Raw genomic sequence first — 12,468 nt, forward strand, 5'->3', positions numbered from 1 at the left:
AGAACTTCCAGAGCAATTAGCGATATAATAGTCTAAAGGTCTACAGCACGTTAGCAACAGGAAAGGACGTGACTTCATCCGTGTCCGATACAACTTCTTACTCATTCTCTCGAAATCAGCTATGCTTTTGTGGAAGCGGGCAAAAGCTTAAACATTGTCATAAAACAGCCGAGCCGGATAGCCGGGCTGCTCATCTATACCAATTGTATCAAGATATCGATCATACGATTGACGATTACCGCGCAACAAGTGTGCAACAGCCTCCTTGTTCAGCAGGTTGCCGGGCTTGTTGTTCGGATTATGTACCTATTTCACAGGTGGAATTTGAATTGTTACTGATCTATATGGAGCGCAATTGGAGTACATCTGATATTGAAAATGCTTTTGCCAAAGCGGCTAAAGACTGGGAGACTTTTCGAGTAGAAAATCCGCCCATGTATGCTTCTTTAGCACATCCTACTAACACTGATGACGAATTGAATGCGATCCGTCATCACGCTACACGTAATAGCTTTGCTTGTCCATTACTGGATGCTGAAAAAGGAACCTGTCGTGTGTATCCAGTACGTCCTTTTATTTGCCGTACTCATGGAAGTTCCCATACTTTTTATGGAACATGGAAAGAACGGCTTCGCCCTGAAAAGATATGCGAATATATTCCCGGTGGTAAGCCTCATCGTAAAATCACGCCTAATATTGCAGATCGTTGGAGTGATTATGAACGTATTGCGGATGTAATGATTGGACCGAAGCGTCGCCCACTCCGTCAATATCCGATTATGTACTGGTTGGTATTGTATGCCAAACATGGTGGCGGAGCTACAACAGCTATCGGTAATCTCGATAACTTTGAACTTTCTCTTCATGATCACAATAATAAAATGGCTCAATATACAGGCAAATAAAAAAAGAGCAGCGATATCGATATCGTTGCTCTTTAGGCTTATTTCTTATGCGTATATTCTTCGTTGGCTTTGTCTAACATCGATTTCCAATCGCTGAAGTTTGTCTCACGATTGACATGACGATCAAACAATTCGCCTTCAACATTTTGAATGTCCTCTAGCGTGTCTGCTTGGAAATTACCTTTTTTCAAAAATTCAGCAAAGCTATCCAGACTCGAATACTTGCTCATAAATCCGCGGTTAAACAACATATCCAAAGATACATAGCCTTCACCTTGTGCTTCTTTTTGCCCTTGCAAATCTTTTAACAAATCTTCCATTGACATCGGTTTTTGCTTTTTCAAATGACCACTCCTATATTGTGTTTTGGCAATAGATAACTTTCGTTCGATTGCAAACATCTTGTTATTGTAAGCTATCTCAACAGAAAGCACCATACTTCTACAAGTGAAATAGAATATAGATACTCCCTATGACTTCTTTATATAACATACTTCTACTTATTATAACATTAACCGCTCTAGATACCCAGAAACACCTTGTGATTTTTTTCCCAATTCTTTGCTACATATTTATGGATTGCCGTTACTTGTTAACAAAAAAACCTTCAAGATCATAAGCAACAGAAATCATGCTTATGACTTTGAAGGTTTGAAATTGCTTTATTATTGATTGGCTTCCCATTCTGCAACTTCTGCACGTACCCGTGGTGCAACTTCTTTTCCTAACAATTCAATCCCATGCATCACCTGATCATGTGGCATGGTGCCTACAGGTGCATGTAAAAAGAATCGTGTAATACCGACTTGTTTGCGCAAATTAATAATTTTACGAGCCACTGTCTCTGGATCACCGACATATAGCGCGCCTTGCTCACTACGAGCAGCATCAAAACTATTGCGTGTATAAGGACCCCAACCACGTTCTTTACCCAGCTTGTTCATACTTTGTTGAGTCGAAGGGAAAAATTGCTCTACGGCAAGTTCAGTCGTATCTGCAATAAAGCCATGCGAATGACAAGCTACAGACAGTGTCGAAGCATCATGCCCGGCGTGAGCGGCTGCTTTGTAATATAGCTGAACCAATGGAGCAAATTGAGCCGGTTGTCCACCAATAATCGCTAATACTAATGGCAAGCCCAGCATACCTGCACGAATCACAGACTCTGTATTGCCTCCACTACCTATCCATACTGGTAATAATTCTTGTACAGGACGCGGGTAGACTCCTAGATTGTGAATAGCTGCGCGATGTTGTCCTTGCCAGCTTACTTTTTCAGAAGCTCTAATTTTCAAAAGTAAATCTAATTTCTCATCAAATAATTCATTATAATCATCTAGATCGTAGCCGAATAAAGGGAATGATTCGATAAAAGAACCTCGTCCCGCCATAATCTCAGCCCGTCCATTTGAAATCCCATCTAATGTTGCAAAATCTTGAAAAACACGTACCGGATCAGCCGAAGATAGTACGGTAACCGCACTGGATAAACGAATACGTTCGGTTTGCGAAGCCGCTGCTGCAAGAATAACTGCTGGTGAAGAAGCCGCATAATCTTCTCGATGATGCTCTCCTACTCCATATACATCCAATCCTACTTGATCGGCAAGTACAATCTCTTCAACCACTTCACGAATACGTTGTGCATGACTCATTACTTCACCGGTTTGTGCATCTGGCGAAGTTTCTACAAAGGTGCTTATGCCTAGTTCCATCGAAACATTCCCTGCTTTCTTATTCTATATTATTCTTTATCTATATCGCTATAAATTTGTTATTTACTAACTTTACAAGTAATATCTTTATATTGAACCTTTTTGACATGAATATCAAGTCTTTTATAACAAATATAGATAAAAAAAGAATAATCAAGGAATTAACGACTGGCTAAAGCTTGCTGACCTACTTTTTCCAACGTATTCATCACTTGCTGATAAGGTGACGGCCCGTAACTAATACGAGATACTCCCCATGCAGAACATTCGGATACAGAAGGGGTATCTGTAGTAAGCATAATATTGATTGGTAATGGAGAATGAGTGCATAACATTTGAATCGAAGAAGGATCACTCAAACCGGGTACAAAAAATCCATTCGCTCCTGCATGAGCATAGGCGATAGCACGTGTTAAAGCCTGTTCGGTATTCTCCTTTTGTACAGAAGCAGAAGACAGCGGATCGGCTTGTAAAAAAATATCGGTGCGCGCATTAATAAACAAAGGAATACCTAACTGGTCAGCAGCTTGGCGAGCTGCAACAATACGTTCACATTGATCTTCGATCGTATATAATCGTTGTTCACCGATAATCTGATCTTCGATATTGATACCTACTGCTCCAGCTTCGATAACCATTTTTACAGATTGAGATACTTGTTCAGGAGTATCGCCATATCCACCTTCTATATCAATTGTGACAGGTAACTGTACTTTTTGCGTAATCTGTTTGAGATTGTCGATCACCTGTGTAAAAGGAAATGCTTGTCCATCTTCATAACCATGTGCACTAGCGACAGACCAACTGCCTGTAGCGATCACTTGGGCACCTGTACGTTCGATAACCGCTGCACTACCTGCATCCCATATATTGACTAACACCAACGGATTTCCTTTTACATGTAGATCATGTAATACTTGTGCTTGCTGAATTTGAGTAGTCATGAGTTATATTCTCCTTGTTCATGTATTAAAGCGTTAGACGATTGAATGGCTTGTAGTGGAGTTCGTTCATGTTGTAATAACCATGTTTTGCGAGTAAGCCCACCGCCATATCCACCCAATTCTCCATTGGAATTAATCACACGATGGCAAGGGATCACAATCGCTAATTGATTCGCTCCATTGGCTTGAGCAACCGCACGAAAAGCAGACGGCTTCCCTAACGCTGATGCAATCTGAGCATAAGAACGAGTTTCTCCTGCTGGAATCTTCATTAATTGATCCCATACCTGTTGTTGAAAAGGGGAACCTAGTAATTGTAGCGGTGTTGTAAATGTCGTAGACTTTCCTGAAAAATACGTATTCAATTCTTGTTCGATCAATCGAATCGGTTCAGTCATTCCTGGGATAATCGCCGATTTTGTTTTTATCCGTAATCGTTCGACTTCACGTTCCAATCCTCTACGATCTACAAATTCTAATAGATACAATGCTTCTTCACTTGAGACAGCAATCATCGGACCGAGTGTCGTATCGATCCAGGAAGCTTTGAGCACTCGATCTTCTGTCAGCAATGTCGGTGCAGCACCCATAATTCGTGCAAACGCATCTCGAAATCCACTACTCGACTCATATCCTGTTGACAACTGTGTATCAATAACCGTTTGCCCGGAACGGATATGTTTGAGCGCTAGTCCCATTCGGCGAGCACGCGCATATTCGACAAACGTCATGCCAAAGCGCTTTTTAAATTGGCGACGAGCGGTGGACTCATCTACTGATAATTGGCGGAAATCTTCTTCACGCCAGCGCTTTTCAGGTTCTTTTTCTACCGCTTCCACCAGTATACGTACAACATCAGATACATGATTCGGATGGGACAATGGACGACAACGTTGGCAGGGTCGATAAGAAGCGAGCAAAGCTTCTTGCGCGGTTGCATAAAACTCACAATTTTCAAATTTCGGCTTACGCGCCGGACAGGTAGGACGACAAAATACGCCTGTCGTTTTGACACCGACATAAAATAAACCTTCGTATTCTGTCTTTTTCTCAAGTAATGCTTGGTAATACTCTTGCTGGTATTCAGGCGAGATCATAGAGATGCTCCTTTACGAGAAGTGGATACGTTTATTATAATTCCTCGACTGTATGTTCATCGCCGAAATTCAGGCATTGATTTTTTTATACGAAAAAAGCTAAGCACAATGCTTAGCTTGATCTCCGTTATATCAATATCGTGTAGCCTTATTCAAAGAATGGATCATTAAATCTTTTTCACAAATTCAGACTTCAATTTCATCGCGCCAAAGCCGTCGATTTTGCAGTCGATATCATGATCGCCATCGACCAGACGGATATTTTTGACTTTGGTACCGATTTTGAGGGTAGAAGAACTACCTTTCACTTTCAGATCTTTGATAATCGTGATCGAATCGCCATCTTGTAAAATATTGCCGTTGGCATCTTTAACGACTTTCTCTTCGCTATCTTGAGTCTCTTCAGCATTTGGATTCCATTCATAAGCACATTCCGGGCAGACTAACATATCGCCATCTTCATATGTATATTCCGAATGACATTTAGGGCAATGGGGCAAGCTCGACATCTTTTCATTTCTCCATTCGTTCGGTTCATTTGACAACCTGTTTATGCTTATATTTTGCCATAGACTTGGAAGTTCTACAAATTTTTATTCCAGATCAACTATGATTTCCTTATTGCTCCATATTTCGTTAAAATAAAGATATCTTTTTACGATATGAACAGGGGGCGTTACATATGGCTTTTACTATTAGCAATCTTACCGATAATAGCAATACAGTGATCAAAGACAAATTGGGTAGTTTTACCGTATTGGAATATATTAAAGACCTTAGTTGTACCTCGGTAGGTGAGGCTAGTGCTCAATATTATATGTCCAAAAGCAATATGCATCGCAAACAGTTAATGATCGAAATTAACAATAGCGAAATTATTATGCGTGCAGGCGCGATGCAGTACACCGTTGGTAATATGGAAATGACAACAGGCGTTAAAGGCGCTGGTGGAGCTGTGCGTGGTTTTCTAAGTGGAGCAGCAACAGGTACTGGCTCTATCAAACCACTTTATAACGGAACAGGTACGATCTTGCTAGAACCTACCTACAAATACATCTGGTTAATTGATGTCGATAACGATGAAATTGTTCTGGATGATGGATTGTTTTTGGCTTGTGAGACGACACTCAAAATCGGCGTTGTTGCACGCAGTAACTTCTCTTCTGCTGTACTTGGTGGTGAAGGATTATTTAATATGAGTGCTAGCGGCAAAGGCGTTATTGCTCTCGAAGCACCTGTTCCTGCTGAAGAAGCTGTTGTGGTTGAACTGCAAAATGATGTGCTAAAAGTCGATGGCAACTTTGCGATGATGTGGTCGAATACACTCAACTTCACAGTCGAGAAATCAGGCAAAACCAAAATGGGTTCTATGGCATCTGGCGAAGGATTAGTGAACGTGTATCGGGGTACAGGAACTGTCTGGTTAGCTCCGCCTTCGAATTAACATATCATAGATTAATCAGACATCTTGTGCTCTACTAATCTACTCATTATTTAATGAATAATATTGATAATGACACCTTATATAAAGGAACAACCTCAAGATTAAAAAGACAATAACAAAAAAGGTAAAGAACGCGATTATGCATTCTTTACCTTTTGTTAGTTTATTATCACAATAGATACGATGTACTTAAGCCGCTCCAAAAATCTTCATTAAGCCCATAATCAGAATCCCTACAGCGCCAAAGTCAGTATCGCCAAATGTCGAACCACCGAAGCCGAACTGTGTCAGGAAGATGAGCAAGATTGCTGGTAAGAAGCTAATTAACAATCCATTTGCAAATGCACCGATCATCGCTCCACGCCGTCCACCTGTCGCATTCCCGAATACCCCTGCTGCCGCTCCTGTAAAGAAGTGAGGAACCAAGCCCGGAATAATCACCTTCAAGCCGACAGCTGGCAAAATAAACATCGACAATAATCCTGCCAAAAAGCTAAATAAGAAACCGATAATCACTGCATTGGGTGCAAATGGGAATACAGTCGGGCAATCGAGTGCTGGCTTCGTATTCGGAGCCCATTTCTCAGCTATCCCTTTAAATGCAGGTACAATCTCTGCAATCAACATCCGTACACCAGCAAGAATAATATATACCCCTGCTGCAAAAGTAATCGCTTGAATTAGAGAGAAGACGATAAAGTTAGAACCGTTAGACAATTCGGTCTGGATATATTCTTGTCCTGCAAACAAAGCTACGACGATAAAGAAGATCGACATTGTCAGCGAGACTGCTACAGAAGTATCTCGCAAAAAGCCTAACGATTGCGGAACTTTAATCTGCTCGGTCGTTTTTTCTTTATTGCCGAACCATTTCCCGATGGTTGCAGAGACAAAGTAACCGATCGAACCAAAATGTCCTACAGCAAAATCGTCACTACCTGTAATCTGACGTACATACGGCTGTAAAATTGCCGGGAATACAACCATACATAATCCCAAAATAATTGATCCTACAATCACCAGTGGTGCGCCGCTCATACCACCAACTGTTAACGATACAGCAATCAGACAAGCCATAAATAGCGTATGGTGTCCGGTTAAGAAAATGTATTTAAGCGGTGTAAAACGTGCCAGTATAATATTTACGATCATCCCGAATACCATAATAAGAGCCGTAGATGCTCCAAATTGACTTTGGGCTGCCGCTACAATCGCTTCATTGGTCGGAATAATACCGGGAACCTGAAAAGCATGGGTAAACATTTTGCCAAAGATATCTAGCGCACCTGTTAATACGGTTGCACCAGCTCCAATAATTACAAACCCCATAATCGTTTTGAGTGTACCGGAGACTACTGTAGCGATAGGCTTGCGCTGTAATAGTAGTCCGATCAGCGCAAACAATCCAACCAGTATAGACGGTGTGCCTAGAATATCGTTCATTATTAAATTCATCATATCGGCTCTACCTTCTTCCCTCAGATCAAGCTAGAAGCGGTTCTAATTTGGATTTAATTTCAGGGATACTCATCATATTTTCAAGCGATACGACTGTACGACCCCCATCGCTAAGTTGTGCCATAATATCTGCCGCTCCGATAAAGATATCCGCTTGCTCGGATTTGGCTGACGATAGATCGGTATGATCCACATCTGCTACTTTGCCCATTTCTGTTAAAGCCTTTTTGATATTGATCTCCATAATAAAACTGCTTCCTAATCCGTTTCCACATACGACCATAATTTTCATTCTGTTTCCTCCTTAGAATATTGATGAATATATTGCATGAGTACATTTTTATCTGGGCTGTTCAAAATATCTTCGATATTCGACGGTTCCCCTAGCAAATGCGTTAATTGCACCAGTGCTCGTAAATGGGACGAACGATCTGCCGCCGCCAAAATAATAATCAACCGTACAGGCTTATCCGGTGCAAAATAAACCGCTTCTTCTAATCGCAAAAAGCTCATTGATAGCGAACGTACTCCTTGATCTGGACGGGCATGAGGAATCGCCACTCCCGGCGTAATTACCACATAAGGTCCATTTTGTTCAATCGATTGGATCATCGCTTCAATATATTGTTCTTCGATCGTACCCATCTCTAATAGTGGCTGAGAGGCTACTGCAATCGCTTCTTTCCAATCGCTGACATTGGACTGGAAAGTTATTGTTTTTTCAGTAATCAATTGTTCCAGCACAGGTTTCTCTGCCCCCTCTAGGGAATGCTTATTTGTTCTATGCGTATAGGTATAAATGTGTGCTTGTAATGCTTTTTCTAACTCTTCCGGTTGAAAAATAGTAGCATGCTGACCAATCACTTTGAGCAGTGAAGCGGTATCTACTTTTTCTATCGTGTACCCGTATAATTCTTGCATCACTTGCTGTCGTAGCTTTTGTTTATCTGGAATCTCCATAATTGGCGGAACTACGAACAATGGCGCAGATGTTCTAAGATGAACGGTTGAAAAAACCAGATCATATCTTAGCGTATAATTCGCCATATCTCGTACTGACAAAGCATCCAAAAATAGAATATCTGGAAACATTTCACGAAGCGTATACATCAGAATATGACTGATTCCTATACCGTTCGCACAGACAACAATCGCGCGCTTGCGATCATCAAGTACGGTTCCCTGTCTACGTAACCATCCACCAAAATGAATCGTAAAGTAAGCGGCTTCATCTTCAGGCACTTTGACCCCGATACTTTTTTCAAGTGGAATCAGTGCTTTGTGGGTTAAATGATGAAGTTCAGGATAGACTTTCTGAATCCGCTCGGTCATCTGGTTGATCAAAGAGATTCCATATAACATTCGGTAATACGCAGGACGCAAATGAACATATAACTGCTGGTACAACAGCTCCTGATCTTGCAGACTTACACATGCCCAGCGTTCAAATTCAGATACAATCTCCCGAATCAACTGCTGGATCACTTTGTCTTCCTGTAGTGGCGAGATATCTCGTGTACGATTCATACTAAGCAAATGAAGTGTCGCATACAGACATTCATTTTGACTCCACTCCTGCTCAAAAGCAGACGATTGCACCATTTGCTTCACCAGTTGATACTCTTGTGTACCTGTTAACTCTTCCCAACTTTGCTGGACTGATAAAGTAGCACCTTTGCCAATCAATTGATCGGTACATAATATCAGGTACGTCAGTTCTTGCAGGCGTTCATCGGCAAAGCTAATTGCCAGTTGATGCTCAATCTTTTCCAATTGTTGACGAATCTGCTCCAACTGCTCTGTATGATCTTCCCAGATACATTGAATAATCAATAAATGGCTGGGGCTATGAAGCACCTCGGGTAACCATTCTTCGATTAGATGGCGTTTGCGATGGTTGCTTCCTTTGATCACATATCCATCTTTTTTGGAATATTCAATCGACAATTTGTAGGCGTGTAACTTGGACTTCAATCGTTGCAGATCTTTGAGCACCGTATTACGAGACACACTGGCGATCGACTGAAAATGGTAAACAGATAATGATTCTTTGCTTAGTAGCAAAAGCAGTCCAAATACTTTTTCCCGATCTCCTTCTGAAAAAAGATAAGATCGTTTGGTTAATTTCACAGGCACATCTTCTGCTCGAATAATATCTGTTAAGTAGTAACCCACTTGACGATCATAGGAAATCGCAGAGTAACCATGATGTACCAACCAATCATTTATTTTGTTGATGCTGTATTGCAATTGTCTTCGGGTAAGCTCCATATGAGTTTCCAACTCGACCATCGTGAGTGCTGATGACTGTTGAAGTAATTGTAAGATGCCGGCACTTCGTTCATCTAAAATCATCTTTGTGTTGCCTCCCTTGTGATAACGATACAACAATAACCGACAAATCTATACTGTTTTTGAGTCCCTTTATTGTCGAATAATCTGCACAACAATATACACTTCTTGTGCATAGTTATACCGATCATAAATAAAATACAGATAAAATCACTGCAATAGCGGAAGAATTTATTTATAATTTAAACCAACTAATAGATTGGTCAACTGCACAAAGGGGGATGAGATATGTTCCAACTGTCCGAGCAGCAAGCTCAAGAGATAGTCGATAAAATGATGGCAGATATTCCATACAATATTAATATTATGAATGAACAGGGGATTATTATAGGCAGTGGAGAGCGACATCGAGTAGGCACTATTCATCAAGGTGCAGTTGAAGCGTTATCGATCGGTAAAATGATTGAAATTCGTACGGCTCGTGAATATGAAAAGCAAGGCACCAACGAACCGATCGTGATCAATCAGCAGTATGTAGGGGTCATCGGTATCACCGGGCATCCTGATGAAGTTCGTCCTTTTTGCAATATTGTACGAACGACAGTGACTTTGTTGATCGAACAGCGCATTGCTTTTGAAAAGCAGACGTATGAAAATAATCGCAAAAAAGCATTTAGTGACCTGTTACTTCATTATGCAGGCACGTATTCGCAAAAGATAAAAAAAGAAGCTACTTCTTATCATATTGATTTGCTTGTCAAAACAACAGTCTTATATATCAAATCATTCCAACGGCAAGAAGATCAACCTAGTAATTGGTTACCTTATCCCTGGTTTGAGATAGATGAAGATAGCTATGTTGTGCTTATACAAGATCCAGCGAATATCAGTCCATGTATCTCCACCTTATATAGTCATCATCCTGAGCAGTGGATTGCAGTAGGCACTTCTCATACCAATATCGCTACAAGCTACCAACAAGCTCGATCAGCAATGACTCTGTTACTGTCTTTGCGTCCATCGACACAGATCATACATTATGATGAAGTGGCATTTATCGCTCAATGGAGTCATACAGAACTAATGCAGACAGGCAATAGTGTAACCAAGTTAGAAGGGTATAGCGATTTGCTAGATACGTTGCGAAGTTTTATAGAGCATAATTGCAATATGTCAGATACAGCGATTCATCTTAATATCCATCGCAACACACTACAATATCGTTTGAAAAAAATTCAGCAAGTAACAGGTAAAGACCCCCGTCAACTGCTGCACTTGATTGAACTCATATACGGTCTAATTTCGCTTTACAAATAAATCAGTCTGCACTATCCCTGATTATGAGACGTTATTAGACAGCAAAAAAACGTTCCTGATCATATAGATATAGGAACGTTTTTTTGATTATTTGATGTATAGAGCTATTTGCGTAGAAAAGTAGCCATCTACCACTATGATCTCTTTATTGGTTACGCAAAGCCAGTACTCTAGCGATATTTTCACACGTACGTTCGATATTGGCTGCACCTGATTGCAATAAGGAGTCTAGATCAGAGGCTCCGGGAACAATACCGAATATCGCATCTATACCTTCATCATATAACGTATCAATGCCTTCTCCAATATACCCTGCGATAGCGATAACAGGCTTACCTGATGCACGTGCAGCCCGAGCTACACCATACGGTGTTTTGCCAAATTTGGTCTGGAAATCGATTCCGCCTTCTCCTGTAAATACAATATCAGCACTTTCCAATTTGGGGATTAATCCGCTGTATTCGATCACAATATCTATTCCTTTTTGCAATACAGATTGTGTGAAAATAAGCAAACCTGCTCCTAATCCGCCTGCTGCGCCTGCACCTGGAATAGATGCTACATCTTTATCCAGTTGTTGCTTCACCACTGCCGCATAATGGTGCAGATTATGATCCAATTGCTGTATCATCTCCGGTGTAGCTCCTTTTTGCGGACCAAAGATCTGAGAAGCTCCTTGTTCTCCACAAAGTGGATTGGTAACATCACAAGCCACAATCAACTGTACATCTTGTAGACGTTGATCCAGTGCAGAGATATCAATAGTAGATAAGCGACCTAGATCACCACCTCCACACGCAAGTGGTTCTCCTTGCTCATCGAGAAAGCGTACCCCTAATGCTTCCGCCATGCCTGCGCCACCATCATTCGTTGCACTTCCACCGATACCGATAATAATCTTTTTCATACCGCGATCTATACACGCTCGAATCAATTCACCTGTACCGTAAGTGGTGGTGATTAACGGATTGCGGGTATGCTGATTTACATAGTGAATCCCACTTGCTGAAGCCATTTCAATGACTCCTGTTACACCATCGCCCATAATACCGTAAGCAGCAGTTACCGGAGTGCCCAAAGGGCCTGTCACTTCTTTTTGATACAATTGTCCGCCTGAAGCGTCGACTAACGATTGGACGGTACCTTCCCCGCCGTCTGCCATCGGGACATGAATATAACGGGATTCTGGATAGACTTTGCGAAGCCCTTTTTCTATAGCGATGCAGACTTCTTTGGCGGTCATACTTTCTTTAAATGAATCGGGTGCTAAAAGAAATGTTGGTTTGTTCATGTTCT

The 12,468-nt window shown here is 41.2% G+C and carries 12 protein-coding genes; 3 read left to right on the forward strand and 9 right to left on the reverse strand.

Annotated features, from left to right (window positions below; all coding sequences use genetic code 11):
- Positions 1-80 precede the first annotated feature (80 nt).
- Positions 81-905 carry an SEC-C motif-containing protein gene (locus PQ456_RS22260; RefSeq protein WP_273614185.1) on the forward strand — a complete coding sequence of 275 codons (825 nt, stop codon included), beginning with the start codon at positions 81-83 and terminating at the stop codon, positions 903-905.
- Between the two features lie 38 nt (positions 906-943).
- On the opposite strand, the gene PQ456_RS22265 is transcribed toward PQ456_RS22260, so the two are convergent.
- The 5 genes from PQ456_RS22265 to PQ456_RS22285 form a co-directional block, all read right to left on the reverse strand.
- Positions 944-1,231, reverse strand: coding sequence for a hypothetical protein (locus tag PQ456_RS22265; RefSeq protein WP_273616383.1), 288 nt, complete (start codon positions 1,229-1,231; stop codon positions 944-946).
- Between the two features lie 339 nt (positions 1,232-1,570).
- Positions 1,571-2,620 carry an LLM class flavin-dependent oxidoreductase gene (locus PQ456_RS22270; protein ID WP_273614186.1) on the reverse strand — a complete coding sequence of 350 codons (1,050 nt, stop codon included), beginning with the start codon at positions 2,618-2,620 and terminating at the stop codon, positions 1,571-1,573.
- Positions 2,621-2,781: 161 nt separating this feature from the next.
- Positions 2,782-3,564 carry an isocitrate lyase/PEP mutase family protein gene (locus PQ456_RS22275; protein ID WP_273614187.1) on the reverse strand — a complete coding sequence of 261 codons (783 nt, stop codon included), beginning with the start codon at positions 3,562-3,564 and terminating at the stop codon, positions 2,782-2,784.
- The gene (locus PQ456_RS22280; protein ID WP_273614188.1) at positions 3,561-4,661 is read right to left on the reverse strand and encodes a bifunctional transcriptional activator/DNA repair enzyme AdaA; all 1,101 of its coding nucleotides are present in this window, start codon (positions 4,659-4,661) and stop codon (positions 3,561-3,563) included. The genes PQ456_RS22275 and PQ456_RS22280 overlap by 4 nt, the downstream gene beginning before the upstream one ends.
- Before the next feature lie 167 nt (positions 4,662-4,828).
- Positions 4,829-5,170, reverse strand: coding sequence for a zinc ribbon domain-containing protein YjdM (locus PQ456_RS22285; protein WP_273614189.1), 342 nt, complete (start codon positions 5,168-5,170; stop codon positions 4,829-4,831).
- A 173-nt stretch (positions 5,171-5,343) separates the two neighbouring features.
- On the opposite strand from PQ456_RS22285, the gene PQ456_RS22290 reads away from it, so the two are divergent.
- On the forward strand, positions 5,344-6,105 hold the full coding sequence (locus PQ456_RS22290) for an AIM24 family protein (RefSeq protein ID WP_273614190.1): 762 nt from the start codon (positions 5,344-5,346) through the stop codon (positions 6,103-6,105).
- 189 nt (positions 6,106-6,294) lie between these two features.
- Here the strand turns inward: PQ456_RS22290 and PQ456_RS22295 are convergent, their stop codons facing one another.
- Genes PQ456_RS22295 through PQ456_RS22305 form a run of 3 tightly spaced genes read right to left on the reverse strand, consistent with a single transcriptional unit; the run spans position 6,295 to position 9,918 of the window.
- A complete protein-coding gene (locus PQ456_RS22295) occupies positions 6,295-7,563 on the reverse strand; it encodes a PTS ascorbate transporter subunit IIC (RefSeq protein ID WP_273614191.1) in 1,269 nt (422 codons plus the stop codon).
- 25 nt (positions 7,564-7,588) lie between these two features.
- Positions 7,589-7,855 (reverse strand): PTS sugar transporter subunit IIB, encoded by a 267-nt coding sequence (locus PQ456_RS22300; protein WP_069326492.1) that lies wholly within the window; start codon positions 7,853-7,855, stop codon positions 7,589-7,591.
- Complete coding sequence (locus tag PQ456_RS22305; RefSeq protein WP_273614192.1) at positions 7,852-9,918, reverse strand: BglG family transcription antiterminator; 2,067 nt, start codon at positions 9,916-9,918, stop codon at positions 7,852-7,854. Before PQ456_RS22305 ends, PQ456_RS22300 begins: the two co-directional genes overlap by 4 nt.
- Before the next feature lie 225 nt (positions 9,919-10,143).
- Between PQ456_RS22305 and PQ456_RS22310 the strand changes: the two genes are divergently transcribed.
- The gene (locus PQ456_RS22310; RefSeq protein WP_273614193.1) at positions 10,144-11,172 is read left to right on the forward strand and encodes a CdaR family transcriptional regulator; all 1,029 of its coding nucleotides are present in this window, start codon (positions 10,144-10,146) and stop codon (positions 11,170-11,172) included.
- A 145-nt stretch (positions 11,173-11,317) separates the two neighbouring features.
- On the opposite strand, the gene PQ456_RS22315 is transcribed toward PQ456_RS22310, so the two are convergent.
- Positions 11,318-12,463, reverse strand: a complete 1,146-nt coding sequence (locus tag PQ456_RS22315; protein WP_273614194.1) for a glycerate kinase family protein — start codon at positions 12,461-12,463, stop codon at positions 11,318-11,320.
- Positions 12,464-12,468 lie beyond the last annotated feature (5 nt).

Origin of the sequence: Paenibacillus kyungheensis (genome assembly GCF_028606985.1) — a bacterium.
GTDB lineage: Bacteria > Bacillota > Bacilli > Paenibacillales > Paenibacillaceae > Saccharibacillus > Saccharibacillus kyungheensis.